Annotated in this window: 11 protein-coding genes and 1 pseudogene; 3 read left to right on the top strand and 9 right to left on the bottom strand. The window is 59.8% G+C overall.

Going from position 1 to position 17,191, the window contains the following annotated elements; all coding sequences use genetic code 11:
* Window positions 1-27: 27 nt before the first annotated feature.
* A complete protein-coding gene (aruF, locus tag BT199_RS26330) occupies window positions 28-1,047 on the bottom strand; it encodes an arginine/ornithine succinyltransferase subunit alpha (RefSeq protein WP_003175655.1) in 1,020 nt (339 codons plus the stop codon).
* A gap of 244 nt (window positions 1,048-1,291) precedes the next feature.
* Window positions 1,292-2,512, bottom strand: coding sequence for an aspartate aminotransferase family protein (locus BT199_RS26325; protein ID WP_003193615.1), 1,221 nt, complete (start codon window positions 2,510-2,512; stop codon window positions 1,292-1,294).
* A 301-nt stretch (window positions 2,513-2,813) separates the two neighbouring features.
* Between BT199_RS26325 and BT199_RS26320 the strand changes: the two genes are divergently transcribed.
* Entirely contained in the window at window positions 2,814-7,862 is a 5,049-nt protein-coding gene (locus tag BT199_RS26320; protein WP_072435767.1) for a leucine-rich repeat domain-containing protein, read from the top strand.
* A gap of 7 nt (window positions 7,863-7,869) precedes the next feature.
* Here the strand turns inward: BT199_RS26320 and argR are convergent, their stop codons facing one another.
* The 7 genes from argR to acs all read right to left on the bottom strand — a co-directional run bounded on the left by argR (window position 7,870) and on the right by acs (window position 15,827).
* On the bottom strand, window positions 7,870-8,850 hold the full coding sequence (gene argR / locus BT199_RS26315; RefSeq protein WP_014719597.1) for a transcriptional regulator ArgR: 981 nt from the start codon (window positions 8,848-8,850) through the stop codon (window positions 7,870-7,872).
* A gap of 246 nt (window positions 8,851-9,096) precedes the next feature.
* The gene (locus BT199_RS26310) at window positions 9,097-9,861 is read right to left on the bottom strand and encodes an ABC transporter ATP-binding protein (RefSeq protein ID WP_014719598.1); all 765 of its coding nucleotides are present in this window, start codon (window positions 9,859-9,861) and stop codon (window positions 9,097-9,099) included.
* Window positions 9,862-9,888: 27 nt separating this feature from the next.
* Window positions 9,889-11,001: a succinylglutamate desuccinylase/aspartoacylase family protein gene (locus tag BT199_RS26305; protein ID WP_014719599.1), complete on the bottom strand. Its 1,113-nt coding sequence runs from the start codon at window positions 10,999-11,001 to the stop codon at window positions 9,889-9,891.
* A 1-nt stretch (window position 11,002) separates the two neighbouring features.
* The gene (locus tag BT199_RS26300) at window positions 11,003-11,701 is read right to left on the bottom strand and encodes an ABC transporter permease (protein ID WP_003193625.1); all 699 of its coding nucleotides are present in this window, start codon (window positions 11,699-11,701) and stop codon (window positions 11,003-11,005) included.
* The gene (locus BT199_RS26295) at window positions 11,698-12,387 is read right to left on the bottom strand and encodes an ABC transporter permease (RefSeq protein WP_003193627.1); all 690 of its coding nucleotides are present in this window, start codon (window positions 12,385-12,387) and stop codon (window positions 11,698-11,700) included. The genes BT199_RS26300 and BT199_RS26295 overlap by 4 nt, the downstream gene beginning before the upstream one ends.
* 91 nt (window positions 12,388-12,478) lie before the next feature.
* Window positions 12,479-13,264 (bottom strand): ABC transporter substrate-binding protein, encoded by a 786-nt coding sequence (locus BT199_RS26290; protein ID WP_047711612.1) that lies wholly within the window; start codon window positions 13,262-13,264, stop codon window positions 12,479-12,481.
* A 607-nt stretch (window positions 13,265-13,871) separates the two neighbouring features.
* On the bottom strand, window positions 13,872-15,827 hold the full coding sequence (acs, locus tag BT199_RS26285; RefSeq protein WP_005790645.1) for an acetate--CoA ligase: 1,956 nt from the start codon (window positions 15,825-15,827) through the stop codon (window positions 13,872-13,874).
* Between the two features lie 396 nt (window positions 15,828-16,223).
* Here acs and BT199_RS26280 point away from each other — a divergent pair, with 396 nt between their 5' ends.
* Both BT199_RS26280 and BT199_RS27145 read left to right on the top strand, forming a co-directional pair.
* Window positions 16,224-16,493 carry a DUF2790 domain-containing protein gene (locus tag BT199_RS26280; protein ID WP_014719601.1) on the top strand — a complete coding sequence of 90 codons (270 nt, stop codon included), beginning with the start codon at window positions 16,224-16,226 and terminating at the stop codon, window positions 16,491-16,493.
* A gap of 553 nt (window positions 16,494-17,046) precedes the next feature.
* A pseudogene (locus BT199_RS27145) lies at window positions 17,047-17,191 on the top strand (ribonucleotide-diphosphate reductase subunit beta); the annotation flags it as partial.

Genomic DNA, 17,191 nt, shown 5'->3' with positions numbered 1-17,191 from the left:
TTGTCAGCCACCCGCGAAACTCTCTTTTTAAACCGCAACCAGGCGCACACTGGCGCCTTCACCAACACCCAGCGCTTCGGCTGCCGCCAGGTCCAGGGTCACCGGTTTGCCGGGCGCGTAGTCCAGCTCCAGCATCACCGCACGGTAATCCTGCAACTGCGCGTTGCTCACCAAGTACTGGCGGCCAACGCCCTTGACCATCTCGCCGATCTTCACCGGCACCACGCGGCTCTGGGCGATTGAGCGAATGCCCGAGACCCGGGCGTGCAGCGTCGGGCCACCGTCGAAGATGTCGATGTAATGGTCAGTTTCGAAGCCTTCACGCATGAGGATGTCGAAGGTGATTTGCGCACGCGGGTGCACCTGGCCCATGGCCTCTTGGGCTTCGTCCGGCAGCAGCGGCACGTAGATCGGGTAGTGCGGCATCAACTCGGCGAGGAAGGTACGGCTTTTCAGCCCGCACAGGCGCTCGGCGGCGGCGTAGTTGAGGTCGAAGAAGTTGCGGCCAATGGCATCCCAGAACGGTGAATCGCCGTTCTCGTCGCTGTAGCCGACAATCTCGGTCACCACCGAGTCGGCAAAGCGCTCAGGATGGCTGGCGACAAACAGCAGTCGGCCACGGGAATTGAGTTCCGACCACGGCGAACCGACCAGCTCAGGCACCACATAAAAGCTGGTGAGCAGGCTGTTGCCGGTAAGGTCGTGGCACTGGGAAAGCACGTGGATCTTGTTGTGGATCTTCAGCTCGCGGGAGGCGTGCACGAAGGTTTCGTTACGAAAGCTATAGAACGGCTCGGAGTAACCGGCCGAGGCTACGATAGCCGAGCAGCCGGCGAGCTTGCCGGTCTCGGTGTCTTCCAGCACGAAGAAATAGCTCTCTTCACCGTTGAAACTCACCTCGGCCGCGAAGGACGCTTCGCTGGCCGCGATCTTGTCGCTCAGGCGTTCCACATCATCCGGCAAGGAGGTGACACCAATCGGGCTGTCCGCAGCCAGACGCTGTACCTCGCCCAGATCAGCCATTTGCGCGGGGCGCATCACCAGCATGGTGTCACTCCTTAACTCGAAAACTCACAGAAAAAAAAGCCAAACACACTGTTGAGAACAGTGAGGTCAAGTGTGGGAGCGGGCTTGCTCGCGAATGCAGGGTGTCATTCAACATTACAGGTGGCTGAACCACTGCTTTCGCGAGCAAGCCCGCTCCCACATTTGATCTTCACAGCTCCAACCAAAGGGTCCGGCATACAAAATTTGTGTTCGGTACCGGTATCGCCAGGCACCGAACGGTCTATCAGGCTTGCGTCAACGTCTTCACAGCACGCTCAAAACGATCCAGGCCTTCATTGATGTCCGCCTCTTCCACCACCAGGCTCGGCGCAAAACGCACCACGTCGGGGCCGGCTTGCAGGATCATCAAGTTCTCTTTTTCGGCCGCGTTGAACACGTCCTTGGCCTTGCCTTTGAAGGCATCGCTGAGTACGCAACCGATCAACAAGCCCATGCCACGCACTTGGGTGAAGATGCCGTACTGCTTGCCGATCTGCTCCAGGCGCGCCTTGAACAGGTCGTGCTTGGCATTCACACCCGCCAGCACTTCTGGGGTGTTGATCACGTCGATCACCGCTTCCGCTACCGCGCACGCCAGCGGGTTGCCGCCGTAGGTGGTGCCGTGGGTGCCGACTACCAGGTGCTTGGCCAAGTCTTCACGGGTGAGCATCGCCGCAATCGGGAAGCCGCCGCCCAGGCTTTTGGCGCTGGTGAGGATATCTGGCGTCACGCCGTAATGCTGGTAGGCAAACAGGTGGCCGGTGCGGCCCATGCCGGTTTGCACTTCGTCGAATACCAACAGTGCGTCGTGGGCGTCGCACAGCTCGCGAGCGCCTTGCAGGTAAGCCAGTTCGGCCGGCAGTACACCGCCTTCGCCCTGGATCGGTTCCAGAACCACGGCGCAGGTCTTATCGGTCACTGCCGCTTTCAGCGCAGCCAGGTCGTTATAAGGAACGTGGGTGATGCCGGTGATTTTAGGCCCGAAACCATCGGAGTACTTCGACTGGCCACCGACGTTGACGGTGAACAGGGTACGGCCGTGGAAGCTGTTCAACGCGGCGATGATCTCGTACTTCTCGCTGCCAAAACGGTCGAACGCCACGCGACGGGCCAGCTTGAAGGCGGCCTCGTTGGCTTCGGCGCCGGAGTTGCAGAAGAACACGCGCTCGGCAAAGGTGGCGTCGATCAGCTTGTGGGCCAGACGCAACGCCGGCTCGTTGGTGAACACGTTGGAGACATGCCACAGCGTGTTGGCTTGTTCGGTCAGTGCACCGACCAGCGCCGGGTGCGCATGGCCCAATACGTTGACCGCGATGCCGCCGGCAAAGTCGATCAGCTCGCGACCGGCCTGGTCCCACACGCGCGAACCTGCGCCACGTACAGGGATAAAGGCAGCAGGTGCGTAGTTGGGCACCATCACTTGGTCGAAATCGGCACGTTGCACCGGGGCTTGCTCAACGGACATCGGAGTCTCCTGAAGAGGAACGCCTGCCTGGAACTGGCGGGCGATGCAGGGATTGTAAGGACAGTTTTCAGCGCCACCTTGTCGCCAAGCGACAACTTCTTATAGCGCCAACCCCGGTTTTACGCGGGTTTACGGCAATGCGACATATTGCATCGCAATGGCGCAGTGTAAACGCTGCGTTCAGTGAGAGGCAGAGGCACGGCCCGCTGATTTTCGCCTAATGCCTTAACTATCTGCTGCCCGTGACCCCATCAGGCTTGCTGTGATGACAGTGACTCACTCCCACTGAAGGATCAGCCTCGTGCCCACGCCCTACCCCACGACCATCAGCCAGCGCCTCGCAGTCGCCGCCACCCAAGTACCCCCCGGGTTTCACACACGCCTGCCGGCCTGGCTGGCAAGCGCCTCGGATGACAAGCGCCAAGCCTTGAAGAATGCACCACTGGACATTCCCAACTGGCAGGCCGACGCCAGCCGCCAGCAGCACGCGCCGCTCAAACAGGCGGTGGAGCAGAGCTGGGCCGCGCAAAACAAAGTAGACACGGCCCTGGCCGACCTCAAGACACCGCAGGCCTTCGCCGCGCCGCTTTTGCAACAGGCGTTCAAGACAAGATGGGGCGTGGAGATTGATGTCCGCACCACCCATCTGCGCCTGTATGCGCCCCTGACGATCCCACTGTTTCCTATAGAAACTGGCGGCGTCAAAGTCTGGACCGTGTCGTTGGTGGACGCCGCGCTGCATAACTTCGACGCAGCAGAAAGCGAGAAAACTGCCTTCACCGCGGACTCCAGCTTCATTACCCAACCCACCGCCACCGGGCAATTCGACACCCTGCCCTCAGTGAACAGCAAAGTCAGCATCCAGACCTTCGTCGGGCTGTGCCGTGAACTGGACATCGGTGCGCAATACCAGAACTACCTCAAGACATTTTTCGGCTTCAAAGATGCCAAACGCAAGGCTTCGCTGCGCAGCACTGTCATCGAGAGCCTCAAAGCCGAGGCCCAAACTGCCGTACACCTGGCGCGCCTGAAAAAGGACGGCAGCGAGCGGGTGTTACGCACGCTCCAGGCTCAACTCAAAGGCATCAGCGGCCTGACACTCGACGGTAAGACGCTGCTCAGCCACGACCTGAGCCTGATGGACGCACCACTGGCCGGCATTGTGCTGTTCGCCGCAGACCTGGAACTGCACCACAGCGCAGTGCCCGTGGTGGCGTACATTCCCGGCGACCCACAGGCACCGCTCAAGTATTACCACGATGGCATCGCATTCATTCAAGACCTGATCCGCAAATTGCGCGATGCCGATTACCAGGCATTCTTCAGCCGCTTTATAAGCCACGAGCACCGCGCCTACTTCTTTGCCAACCTGCATAACCGCTTGTCCCAGGTTACCTGGCATCACCCCGTCCCCGGCGACCCCAGGCCGACCTGGCGCGCCGAACCTGTGGCCAACCCCAACCTGCAGTTGCACGCGACGAAAATCACGGGCGAGCTGTACGAACACCTCTATGAAACCAAACTCAATAAGCTGCTCAATGACGCGCGAAGCATCGCCGTGTCCACCGCCGACGCCGACAGCAAGGCACGCTGGCAGCGCTGGGCCATCGTGCAGAAAATCGGTAAGGCCCTGCTCGAAATCGCCGCCTTCATCGCCACGCCGTTCATTCCCCCCCTGGGCTTACTGATGCTCGGCTACACCGCCTATCAACTGCTCGATGACGTATTCGAAGGCATCGTCGATTGGGCCGAGGGTCTCAAGCGCCAGGCGTTCGGGCACCTGATGTCGACCCTGGAGCAAATGGTGCAATTGGGTATGTTCGCGGTCGGCGCACCGATTGCCGAAGGGCTGCTACGCCAGGCACTGCCTCGGGAAGTCTGGGCGTTTTTCGAGCGCCTTCATCCGGTCAGCTCGGACGACGGCAAAACGCGCCTGTGGAGCCCAGACCTGAGCCCCTACGCCCACGACCTTCAATTGCCCACCGCCTCGCGCCCCAAGGCCGATGGATTGCATGCCTACGGGGACAAGCAGATCCTGCCCCTTGAAGGGCAACACTTTGCCGTCAAGCAACAAGCGGGCAACGCCGTGCTGGCGCACCCAAGCCATGCGCATGCCTACCAACCGCCCGTTATCGGCAATGGCAAAGGCGCCTGGATAACCCCACTGGATCACCCGCTGACATGGCATCGCAGCACCTTGTTGCGCAGACTCGGCGAGCCCGCCAACGCTCTCAGCGAAACCGGCCTGGAACAGGCACAGCGCATCAGCAGCACCGACGATGGTGCCCTGCGCAAACTCTACATGGACCGCCAACCGCCACCGCCCTTGCTGGCCGACAGCCTCAAGCGCATCCATATCGACCAGCAACTGCAAGACTTCATCGACCAGATGAACAGCGACGACCCACTGGTTTACGCAAAAGCCGACACGCAAACCCAACTCTGGCTGCTTAGCCAGACCGGCCTGTGGCCGGAATCCAAGACCCTGCGCTTTCTGAATGCCAAAGGCGAAACCGTATGGGAACACCCAGGCAGGGAAAATGCGGCGGTAGCGCAAATTCATGAAGCGCAGATGAACAACGGCGACCTGCTCAAGACCCTGCTGGAAACCCTCGACGAGTCAGAGCGCAAGACTGTGCTGGAGGAAGACTTCGGTAGCCCGGCCCCCCAACTGCATGTGCGCGCCGCCAAGCTGCGCAAACAGCTGGCACGCAGAGCCGAGGATAAACGCGCTTCGATGTTCGACGCGCGCTATCGAGGCCTGGAGTTGACCACCGATGCGCGCGTGCAAAAGCTCATCGACAGCACACCGGGCCTGCCCGTCAGCGCGGCCGAGGAGGTCCTGCTCAGTGCCCACGGCCAGGACTTGCTCGACATCGACCAGGGCACGCTGCCTTCGCACCTGGTCGAACGCGCACGCTGGGCGGCCCATCAGGTCAGAATCAGCCGGGCGTATGAAGGCCTGTACATGGGCGCGCTGGAGAGCGGCGACACCCATCGACTCGCCCTGCACTCCCTGGAAAAATTGCCGGGCTGGTCGCCCCAGGTGCGCCTGGAAGTTCGCGACTTCAAGCGCGACGGCCATCTGCGCGACGCCATCGGCCCCGCCCAGGCGCCCATCCGACGCCTGCTGCTGCGCACCATCGAAGGCGATTACATTCCCGAAGACAGCAAGGGCACCCTGCTTGGCGAAACCGATTTCTACACCGCCGTGCTCCAGGCACTCCCCGATGCACAGCGCGACGCACTGGCTATGCAGATAGGCCAAGGCCCACACTTGAGAGAAACCTTGCGCCAACACACATTGGCACATGACGAACTTGGCGCCCTGCTGGCCGAAGTTCCGCTGCTCAAACCGTCCTATGACCCGACATTGATGCGCCTGCCCGGCGGCATGGAGGGCTACGACGCCAGCCCGGTCACCGCTGGCAGCAGCGAAGGCGTCTCGCTGGAGAGTCAGTTGCATGAGCTGTACCCACAACTGAGCCCCAGCCAGGTGACGGCCGTACTCGCCGCCATGCAAAACGATCCCGGCACACCTTGGGGTACCCTTCAATTTCTGAAGAAAGAGTTCTCGCAACTGGAAGCCAACCTGCGGACATGGCAGCAGAATGTGCCGCAGACCCTTGTCGGTACAGATTTACCGTTGAGCCGCTGGCGGATTGCTGCGGAACAGCAAAATCGCTTTCTCTGGTCACAAAAACTGATCGGCGCCTGGCGCCACAACACCCCCGTAGACCCTGCTTATGACAACGGTCACCTGCTGCAACTCAACCAGCCCATTTATGGGGAACTGCCCGCGCTCGATACCCGCCTTGGGCACATCACTACCCTGGAATTCCAGGGTTACTTGACCACCCGCGGCACGCCGGGCTTCCTGGCATCTTTCCCCGGATTGCGCCGACTGGCCATCAGCGACATGACCCTCAGAACACTGCCCGGCGAAATCAGTGCATTGACCCACCTTAACGCGCTGACACTGCGCGGCTGCGCACTCAACCTGACCACCCCAACCCGAGCAGCCCTGGCCAACCTGACCGAGCTGCATACCCTTGACCTGTCCCACAACCCGCTGGTGCTGGCGCCCAATTTCGAAAACATGGCCAACCTGCGAACACTCAACCTGAGCCACTGCGGTATTTCCATCTTTCCCACAGGCCTGCTCAATCGGCCTCGGCTGGCAAACGCCAATCTCAGCCACAATAACCTGCGCAGGCTGCCAGAAGCCCTGTATTCGTTGCCCGCCAGTGCTGCCAAGGCCTACGACCTTTCCGGCAACCCGCTGACGCGCGCAACCCTGGAACGGATAAAAACCTACTGCCAGAGCACCGGGGAACATTTTGGCGTCCAAGCCAATCCAGATGAGGTTCGCCTGGTCCAAGCGCTTTACCCGACCTACAACGTTCCCGAGGCCAATCAATTTATCTTCAGGCTACCGGGCGGGCTGGATGATTCGATGGCGAATCTCGTGCGCCTCAAGGCCGACTACGAACGCTTGCAAGCCGACCTGCAGGAATGGGTGGTGGATGTGCCTGAGAGCCACCCCATCACGAACCTGCCCATGGATGAACAGATTCGCCCACAGCAACAACTCATTCGAGCGCAAATCCGCGCTCTGCTGGAGCAAGGCTGGCGGCGTGAAACCAGCCTGGACTTAAGCCATGACCCGCTGACGCAGTCCCATCAAATGACATTGACCTTGCCGCTGTGGGGAGACCTGCCAAGACTGAATGTGGATTTCAAGCATATTTCCAAGCTGGAGCTGAGGGCACAGGAAACCACCTCGATACCCGAAGGTTTTCTGGAACGTTTCCCCAATCTGGAAAGCCTGCTGATCCACCGCTATGCCCTGCAAGGCATTCCCGCTGGCGTCTTCAAGCTGCCCAAGTTGACCACACTCAGCCTCACGCAATGCAATCTGCGACTGACCCCCGACAGCGTCGCCGCCTTGAGCGACCTGCACGACCTGGAGTACCTGGACCTGAGCGATAACCCGCTGGCGCTGACGCCCGACGTCAGCAAAATGTCCGGCCTGGAAACCCTGATGATGGAAAACACCAGGCTTACCGAGGTGCCTCACGGGGTGTTCAACCTGACGTCGCTCACCCAACTGAACCTGAGCGATAACCACATCACCGAGTTGCCCACGGACCTGCTTGAAGTAGACCCGGACTCAGCGGCAGGCTTTGACCTGAGCGACAACCCCTTCTCACCCGCAGCACTTGCCATTCTGCGTCGCTATTACAACCGCACGGCAGTGGATTTCGATGTAGCGCAAGCCCGACAACCCGCGCCAGACCGCTCCAGCTCACGCTCTGCGACGTCATCCGAAACAGAGGGAGAAGAATAGACGCAGCTCACCCGCGCTCGGAAGGCACCGACGACAACTCGAACGGGCTGCTGCTGCGACGCTGGTTGCGATCTTCGCGAGGAGTGGCGCCGAAGAAATTGCGGTAGGCGCTGGAGAAGTGCGGCCCCGAGGAGAAGCCGCAGGACAGGCCGATCTGGATGATCGACTTGCTGGTTTGCATCAGCATCTGGCGCGCCTTGTTCAGGCGCAGCTCCAGGTAATACTGGCTGGGGACGCGGTTGAGGTATTGCTTGAAGATGCGTTCAAGTTGTCGTCGTGAAACACACACGTGCTGGGCGATTTCGTCGGTGGTCAGCGGCTCTTCGATATTGGCCTCCATCAGCAATACCGCCTGGGTCAGCTTAGGGTGGCTGGAGCCCAGGCGGTTTTGCAGCGGGATACGCTGGCGCTCGCCGCCTTCGCGGATGCGCTCCACCACCAGTTCTTCAGACACAGCACCGGCCAACTCGGCGCCATGGTCACGGGCCAATACCGCCAACAGCAGGTCAAGTACCGACATGCCGCCGCAAGCGGTCAGGCGATCACGGTCCCAGTCAAACAGGTGGCTGGTGGCGATGACCTTGGGGAAACGCTCGGCGAAATCGTCCTGCCAGCGCCAGTGCACGGCGGCGCGGTAGCCATCGAGCAGGCCCAGTTGGGCCAACGGGTACACCCCCGCTGACAAGCCGCCGATCACACACCCCGCCCGAACAAGCTGCTTGAGCGCGGAGCTCAGTGGCGAAGCGATGACCGTCGGCGGTTCGTCGGCCAACAGGAACAACTTCTGAAAACCCTCCAGCTTACCGGCCCACGGCTCGCCCGGCAGTTGCCAGGCACCTTCGACTGCGGGTTCGGCGAGCAGGAACGACAACTCGTAGATCACATCCGGATGCACCCGCTGGGCAACGCGCAAGGCCTCCTCAGCCAGCGCAAGCGTGAGGGCTTTTGTGCTGGGCCAAATCAGGAAACCAATTTTGTGGGCGGTCATGGAGTGCTATCCGGAGCGAAAACGGTGAAAGAAGCTGTGGGCCAATGCTAGCCCGTAATCAACTACAAATCCCAAAACAAACACAGATCAACAGTGGGAGCTGGCTTGCCTGCGATGGCGGTGGGTCAGTTAACACATCATTGGCTGATACATCGCTATCGCAGGCAAGCCAGCTCCCACAGGGGATCGGGGCTTACCTCAAGACTGCGGAGCATGCACTATCCCGGTGCACAAAAGCAGTCTTGATTATTTCAAACTGCCAGAGAGGAACTGCTGCAACCGTTCCGACTGCGGGTTCACCAGCACTTCCCGCGGGTTGCCACGCTCTTCAACGATGCCTTTGTGCAAAAACACCAATTGGTTCGACACTTCGCGGGCAAAGCCCATTTCGTGGGTCACGACCACCATGGTGCGGCCTTCCTGGGCCAGGTCCTGCATCACCTTGAGTACTTCGCCTACCAGCTCCGGATCCAGCGCAGAAGTAGGTTCGTCGAACAGCATCACCTCAGGCTCCATCGCCAGTGCACGGGCAATCGCTACGCGCTGCTGCTCGCCACCGGACATGTGGCCGGGGAACGCATCCTTACGATGGCCCACGCCGACTTTGGCCAGGTAATGCTCGGCCTTCTCGCGGGCTTCTTTCTTGGATATGCCCAACACGTGCACCGGGGCTTCCATCACGTTTTCAATCGCGGTCATGTGCGACCACAGGTTGAAATGCTGGAACACCATGGACAGGCGCGAACGCATGCGCTGCAACTGCTTGGGGTCGGCAGCCTTCATGGCGCCGTCCTTGTTGGCCACCAGTTTCAGCTCTTCGTTATTGAGCAAAATCTTGCCGGCGTGGGGCTGCTCCAGCAGGTTGATGCAGCGCAAAAAGGTACTTTTGCCCGAACCGCTGGAACCGATGATGCTGATCACATCACCGGCGGCGGCGGCCAGGGACACACCTTTGAGCACTTCATGACTGCCATAGCGTTTATGCAGGTCTTGGACTTCAAGCTTGTACATGCGGTCGGTTCTCACAAAAACAGGTGGTCAGTCGTTGAGCAAGCGCCCGTGACGCAGCGCTTCGCGCCCCGCCACCTTGGCCAGCCAGAAACCCGCTTGGGCATAACGTAGCCGTTCAACGGCAAACAACACCCCCGAGGTGCCCGCGCAAATAGTGCTTACGCGGTCGGTCAGGGGGTCAATCACTTCAAAAATCTCGTCGCCGGTTTCTACCCAGTCGCCCGCTTTACGCAGGTAACTGATCACCCCGGCATGGGGCGCGAACAGCAGTTCGGTGCCCTCGAAAGGCACACCTTCGCAAGGTTCGTGTTGCGGCGCGGGCCACTCGCCCTTGATCAAGCCTTGTTCGGCGAGGAACGCAAGGATGCCTTCGGCGTGGAAGATGGCTTCATCACGGCCGGTGTCGGCCTGGCCGCCCAATTCCAACGTCGTCGCCAGACAGGCCAGCGGAATTTGCGCCTCGGGGAACAGGCGCGACAAACGCAGCCACGGCAACGAGCACGCCTCGTCAAACGAACTGCCGCCGGAATCCTCCGCCAGCAGGCCGACCTTCACATTCAAATGTGCCGACAACGAACGCCACTGCGGCCAGTGCTGGGGCAGCGCGTACATATGCAGCGCTGCCTCAGCATCGCAATGCAGGTCCAGCACCACATCGGCGGTGCAGGCATGGCTCAGCAGGATACGCTGCATGCCTTGCAACTGGCTGCTCGGCTCGGGCAAGGCGGTGAGTGTATCGCTCATGGCCTGGCGAATCAGGCGCACATTGGCGTGCGGGTCGTCCCCCAGCTTGCCTTGTAGCAACTCGGCCACCGGCTCGCTCAGTTCGACGAAATCGCGGTTGAAATTCTTGCCGCTGCCGACTTCGAAACGCCCTTGGTGGCTGCCCTGCAACAACTGGCCGAGCCCCATCGGGTTGGCGACCGGCACCAACTCGATCACGCCGTTGAGGGCGCCTTGCTGTTCCAGCGTGGTGAGGCGTTTTTTCAGCTCCCACGCGGCACGCATACCCGGCAACTCATCGGCGTGCAGGCTGGCCTGGATATAGGCCTTGCGCTCGCCACTGCCGAAACGAAACACGCTCAGCTGGCGCTCGCAGCCCAGGTGCCCCCAGGGCAGCAGATGATCGATACGTTCCATGTCAGTGCTTCCGTGGAGCCAGGTAGCTCAGCCAGCGGCGCTCGGCCAACTTGAACAGGCGCACCAGGATGAAGGTCAGGCACAGGTAGAACACGCCGGCGGTGATATAGGCTTCGAACGGCAGGTAATACTGGGCGTTCACCGTACGCGCGGCACCGGTGATGTCAATCAGCGTGACGATGGAGGCCAGACTGGTGGTCTGCAGCATCATGATCACTTCGTTGCTGTACTGCGGCAGCGCACGGCGCAGGGCCGACGGCAACAGGATGCGGCGGTACAGTTTGTAGCGCGACATGCCCATGGCCTTGGCCGCTTCGATTTCACCGTTAGGCGTGGCCTTGAGGCTGCCGGCGATGATCTCGGCGGTATAGGCGCTGGTGTTGATGGCAAACGCCAGGCACGCACAGAACGTGGCACTGGACAGCAGCGGCCACAGGAAGCTTTCGCGCACCACCTCGAACTGCGCCAGGCCGTAGTAGATCAAAAACAGCTGCACCAGCATCGGCGTGCCGCGGATCACGTAGGTATAAAGCCAGGCCACGCCATTGACGATCGGCTGCTTGGACACGCGCATCAAGCCCAGGGGCAAGGCTGCGAGCAGGCCGAAGAACAGCGAGATAGCGAGCAGTTTCAGGGTGGTCAGCAAGCCGCCAAGGTACAGCGGCATGGCCTCCCAGATGACGTTGTAGTCGAAGATCATAGATCAGCCGCCCTTACGCCTACCGAGTAGCGCTTCTCAAGGTAACGCAAGGCCAGCAACGACACGCTGGTGATCACCAGGTACATCGCCGCCACTGCGAGGAAGAAGGTAAAAGGCTCGCGGGTGGCGTCTGCCGCCTGCTTGGCCTTGAACATCATGTCTTGCAGACCCACCACCGAAATCAGCGCGGTGGCCTTGGTCAATACCAGCCAGTTGTTGGTAAACCCGGGGATCGCCAGCCGAATCATCTGCGGCACCATCACCCGGAAAAACACCTGGAAGCTGCTCATGCCATACGCCAGGCCGGCTTCAGCCTGCCCCTTGGGAATGGCCATGAAGGCGCCACGGAAAGTTTCCGACAGGTAAGCGCCAAAGATGAAACCCAGGGTGCCGATACCGGCGGCCAGGGGGTTCAAGTCGATATAGTCGTCAAAGCCCAGCAACGGCGCGACGCGGTTGAGCAAGTCCTGACCGCCGTAGAAAATCAGCAGGATCAGCACCAGGTCGGGGATCCCGCGGATCACCGTGGAGTACAGGTCGCCCAGCCAAGCCAGCCAGCGTACCGGCGACAGGCGTAGCGCGACCCCGATCAGACCCAGAACAATGGCCAAGGCCATGGACGACAAGGCGAGCTGAAGCGTCAACCATGCGCCATCGAGGATGACGGCCCCGTAGCCTTTCAACATGATTCAGGTCCTCGAAAAGGGGGATGAAAAAATGGCGCAAACTTCAGGATGACTGTTGCTTGCGCCATTTCGGACAGACAGCTGCGATGAGTTACTTGGCGTCAGCGCCGTAAATATCGAAGTCGAAGTACTTGTCCTGGATTTTCTTGTATTCGCCGTTGGCACGGATCGCAGCGATGGCCGCATTGATGCGCTCAAGGTTTTCCTTGTCGCCTTTGCGCACTGCGATGCCGATACCGTCGCCGAAGTATTTGGCTTCGGTGAACGATGGGCCTACAAACGCGTAGCCTTTGCCGGCGTCGGTTTTCAGGAAGCCGTCTTGCAGCAGGGTGGCATCAGCCACGGTACCGTCGAGACGACCGGCGGCCACATCCAGGTAGATTTCGTTCTGGGTGCTGTAGCCCTTGATATTCGCACCTTTTGGCGCCAGGACTTCACGGGCGAAACGGTCGTGGATCGAACCGCGCTGCACACCGATCGTCTTGCCTTTGAGCTCATCCAGGCCGTCGCTGACGGTGGTGCCTTCCTTCATCACCAGGCGCGCTGGGGACAGGTAGTAGCGGGTAGTGAAGTCCACGGATTTCTTGCGGTCGTCAGTGATGGACATGGACGACAGGATCGCGTCGATCTTACGCACTTTGAGTGCCGGGATCAGACCATCGAATTCCTGCTCGACCCAGGTGCACTTGACGTCCATCTGCTTGCACAGCGCATTGCCGATGTCGTAGTCAAAACCGACGATGCTGCCATCCGGCGCCTTCGAGGCAAACGGAGGGTAAGCCGCTTCGATACCAATTTTCAGCGGCTTGCCTTCGGCGAAAGCCTGCATGGACAGCACGGACAGCGCCAGGGCGCCCAACAGCACGAGTTTCTTCATCTTGGGACTCCATCGGTATAGGGCAAAAACAGCAGTATGAGCCATGGCCCACGATGCGGCGAAGGTGTAACCGAATAGCGGTGCTGCGTCCTGCGCGGGCGACACCTGCGACGACGAGCGAGTGATCGGCATTCTAACGACAGGCCGGAGGCCGATATTTCCTCAATGCGACAACAATTTACAGAAGCACTGAGAAAGCGGTTCCAGCTCATTGACAGCCTCTGAATTTTATGCAGAGACAAAAGATATTAAACCTGATGATGCTGCAAATTGCGGGCCTATTATTCGCAAACCCTTCTAGCACGGCAAGTCTGGCGTTTAATCTTATTTGTGGGGATGTCTAGAACGCGGTTTTTCGGGGCGTAGGCGTGGTCCATCGCCCCAGGTTTGTGCGGGCGGTTACACATTTGAGCGAGGCGGTAACATTCAGAAACGTCCTACGGGGAAAACCGATATTTATTGGTTTGGTGGCTTGCAGGTCTGTCAGACCGCCATCCATACCCCCTTATGAAATGCAATCTGAACTGTGGGAGCTGGCGGTCTTGAGGCCGTACAAAAAAGCCCCACCCGGCCTGCACCGAATGGGGCTTTGTCCCACCTACTCCGCTTACGCGACGTTCATGGTCTTGTGCGTTTCAATCAAATGCGCCACCACGCTTGGATCTGCCAAGGTAGAGATATCCCCCAACCCATCGTATTCAGCCGTGGCGATCTTGCGCAAAATGCGCCGCATGATTTTCCCCGAGCGCGTTTTTGGCAACCCAGGCGCCCACTGGATCACATCCGGCGAGGCAATCGGCCCGATTTCCTTGCGTACCCAGTTCTTCAGTTCCAGGCGCAGTGCTTCGTTGGGCTCTTCACCATTCTTCAAGGTGACATACACATAAATGCCCTGCCCCTTGATGTCATGCGGCACACCCACCACCGCCGCCTCGGCGACTTTGGGGTGCGCAACCATGGCGCTTTCAATCTCGGCAGTGCCCATGCGGTGGCCGGACACGTTCAACACGTCATCCACACGGCCCGTGATCCACCAGTAACCGTCCTCATCGCGACGCGCGCCGTCACCGGTGAAGTACATGCCGCGGAAGGTCTTGAAGTAGGTGTCGACAAAACGGTCATGGTCGCCGTACAGGGTACGCGCCTGGCCTGGCCAGGAATCGAGAATCACCAGGTTGCCTTCGGCGGCGCCTTCGATGATGTTGCCCAGGTTGTCCACCAACGCCGGCACCACCCCGAAGAACGGCCGTGCCGCCGAACCCGGCTTCAACGCATGGGCGCCTGGCAGTGGGCTCATCAGCGTGGCGCCGGTTTCGGTTTGCCACCAGGTGTCGACGATCGGGCAACGGGATTGGCCGACGTTCTTGTAGTACCAGTCCCAGGCTTCCGGGTTGATCGGCTCGCCCACCGAACCCAGCAGGCGCAGGCTACTGCCGTCGGCGCCTTCGCAGGCTGCGGTGCCGGAGGCCATCATGGCGCGGATCGCAGTCGGTGCGGTGTAGAGGATGTTGACCTTGTGCTTGTCGACGATCTTCGCCACGCGGGTGATGTCCGGGTAGTTCGGCACGCCTTCGAACAGCAGCGTGGTCGCGCCATTGGCCAGCGGGCCGTAGACGATGTAGGTGTGGCCAGTGACCCAGCCCACGTCGGCAGTGCACCAGTAGATTTCGCCCGGGCGATAGTCGAATACACGCTCGTGGGTCAGGGCCGCATAGAGCAGGTAGCCGCCGGTGGTGTGCTGCACGCCTTTAGGCTTGCCGGTAGAGCCAGAGGTATAGAGGATAAACAGCGCTTCTTCGGCACCCATCTCTTTTGGCGCACACACAGTACCCGCCACTTTCATCAGGTCTTCGTACCAGATGTCGCGATGCTGGTTCCACTTGATCGCGCCATTGGTGCGCTTGCACACGATCACCTTCTGGATGCTGCTGGTTTCCGGGTTGGTCAGCGCGTCGTCAACGTTAGCCTTCAGCGGAATCTTCTTACCAGCGCGGATGCCTTCGTCAGCGGTAATCACCACTTTCGACTTACAGTCGATGATGCGACCGGCCAGGGCTTCCGGGGAAAAACCGCCAAACACCACCGAATGGATCGCGCCGATGCGGGTACAGGCCAGCATGGCGACCACGGCTTCGGGAATCATCGGCATATAGATAGTCACCACATCGCCGCGGTGCACATCCTGGCCGCGCAAGGCGTTGGCGAACTTGCAGACTTCCTCATGCAACTCGCGGTAGGTGATGTTGCGGCTCTCGGCAGGGTCGTCGCCCTCCCAGATGATTGCGATCTGGTCGCCACGCTCGGCGAGGTGACGGTCCAGGCAATTGTAGGAAACGTTCAGGGTGCCATCGGCGAACCATTTGATGTCGACATGGTGGTCGTCGAAAGAGGTCTGCTTCACCGCGGTGAAAGGCTTGACCCAGTCAAGGCGCTTGGCTTGCTCGCGCCAGAAGCCATCGGGGTTGACCACCGACTGCTGGTACATGGCCTTGTAGGTCGCCTCGTCGGTCAGCGTATTGGCTGCTACTTCGGGGCGAACGGGGTACAGGGAAGCCGCACTCATCTTTCTTACCTCGGTGACATAGTTGTTGTTGTATGGCCCCTGTTGTAGCCGGGGTGGGCCTATAGAACCATTCGACGATGGTAGTAACAAGACCCTACAAATTGCCCTGCTATGCCGTTTCACCGCTCTGGCCCGCGTGCTGCGGCGGCTGACAGGTTTCTGAAAAAATCTTGATTGAGGGATTGTTACAAAAACCGCCAAAAGTGTTTATCAAAACCACGGGTATATGAATATAACCGAGGCGCCTAAAATCAACTCCGCCAACAAGGCACTCTGATTAACAACGCAACAGCCCCCACGAAGGCAACGTTAATCCGAACTTCCCAACTTTAAGTGACACACGCGGCCTCACAAGGGCCCCGTGCCCCCTTTCGCCCTGAAGAAGGTAATGAAGCAATGAAAGCGTTATTAGTGATGGCCCTGAGCAGCTTGTGCGCCACCGCCGCCCTGGCGGACGAAGCCCCGACTGAACTGGCCGGCCAGAACGCCCCGATCGTTGAGGACTACACCTACAGCACTCACCTGGATGTGGCCAAAGTCTTATCCATGAGCAGCATTCCAGAAGTCTGCGAAGTTGTACCGGTGAAGATGGAATATGAAGATTCGCAAGGCCAGCGTCATATTCTTAACTATCAAGTGATGGGCAATGGTTGCTCTAACGGCTAACAACTTCTGAAGTTGGATTCTTAATTGCCGCAAGAAATCGTTCTTGCGGCCAAGAACCCGCCTTGAATACACCACGCATCAACTGTGGGAGCTGGCTTGCCTGCGATGGCGATTTCAGCCACGACCACTCTTTTTACGCCCCCTTCCCCTGCCCAAAAAAAAACATCCCCGCCCGTCAAAAACCCCCACGCCCAGCAAAGCCTTGCAAACACTCGCTTTGGCCGAAACCCACGTCATTTTGGCGCTCTCAAGTGACCATCCGTCGCAACACAAACCTGATTTTTTCCCTATAATGCGCGGGTAAATCGGGCCTGCAATATCCCTTTACACAGGGATAAAGAGCCAGACCTTGAGCCTGCGCTGCAGCAAGCACGCATCGCTGCGCCCCTCAAGCCTCATGCAGCACCCGCAACCTGATTCCGTTTATTTGCCTGCGCGAGCTGTTGCAACAAACGATTCCTTAAGATCCACCGCGGCCCTAGGGCCGTGTGAACACCCAACCATCCGGTTTCACACGGGCACCTTTGAGCCCTCACGCAGGAGACGACACGTCATGCTGAGCTGGGACGAATTCGACAAAGAAGAAGAAGGCGAAGTAGCCGCCAAAGGCGCCAACGCCGGCCACGCCACCGAAGCCAACATGGACCGCCTCGACGGTGCCGGCGCCGCTGCCGCCGTGGAAGCCCGCGCCGTCACCG

The organism is Pseudomonas sp. NFR02 (assembly GCF_900119375.1).
Classification (GTDB): Bacteria; Pseudomonadota; Gammaproteobacteria; order Pseudomonadales; family Pseudomonadaceae; genus Aquipseudomonas; species Aquipseudomonas paracarnis.
Note: the sequence above shows the minus strand (reverse complement) of the source record. Positions and strands in the feature narration are given on the sequence as shown.

What these genes read in the sequence shown, in the direction of transcription:
- aruF (WP_003175655.1), bottom strand. Translation starts at nt 1,047, where the DNA reads ATGCTGGTGATGCGCCCCGCGCAAATGGCTGATCTGGGCGAGGTACAG.
- BT199_RS26325 (WP_003193615.1), bottom strand. Translation starts at nt 2,512, where the DNA reads ATGTCCGTTGAGCAAGCCCCGGTGCAACGTGCCGATTTCGACCAAGTG.
- argR (WP_014719597.1), bottom strand. Translation starts at nt 8,850, where the DNA reads ATGACCGCCCACAAAATTGGTTTCCTGATTTGGCCCAGCACAAAAGCC.
- BT199_RS26310 (WP_014719598.1), bottom strand. Translation starts at nt 9,861, where the DNA reads ATGTACAAGCTTGAAGTCCAAGACCTGCATAAACGCTATGGCAGTCAT.
- BT199_RS26305 (WP_014719599.1), bottom strand. Translation starts at nt 11,001, where the DNA reads ATGGAACGTATCGATCATCTGCTGCCCTGGGGGCACCTGGGCTGCGAG.
- BT199_RS26300 (WP_003193625.1), bottom strand. Translation starts at nt 11,701, where the DNA reads ATGATCTTCGACTACAACGTCATCTGGGAGGCCATGCCGCTGTACCTT.
- BT199_RS26295 (WP_003193627.1), bottom strand. Translation starts at nt 12,387, where the DNA reads ATGTTGAAAGGCTACGGGGCCGTCATCCTCGATGGCGCATGGTTGACG.
- BT199_RS26290 (WP_047711612.1), bottom strand. Translation starts at nt 13,264, where the DNA reads ATGAAGAAACTCGTGCTGTTGGGCGCCCTGGCGCTGTCCGTGCTGTCC.
- acs (WP_005790645.1), bottom strand. Translation starts at nt 15,827, where the DNA reads ATGAGTGCGGCTTCCCTGTACCCCGTTCGCCCCGAAGTAGCAGCCAAT.
- BT199_RS26280 (WP_014719601.1), top strand. Translation starts at nt 16,224, where the DNA reads ATGAAAGCGTTATTAGTGATGGCCCTGAGCAGCTTGTGCGCCACCGCC.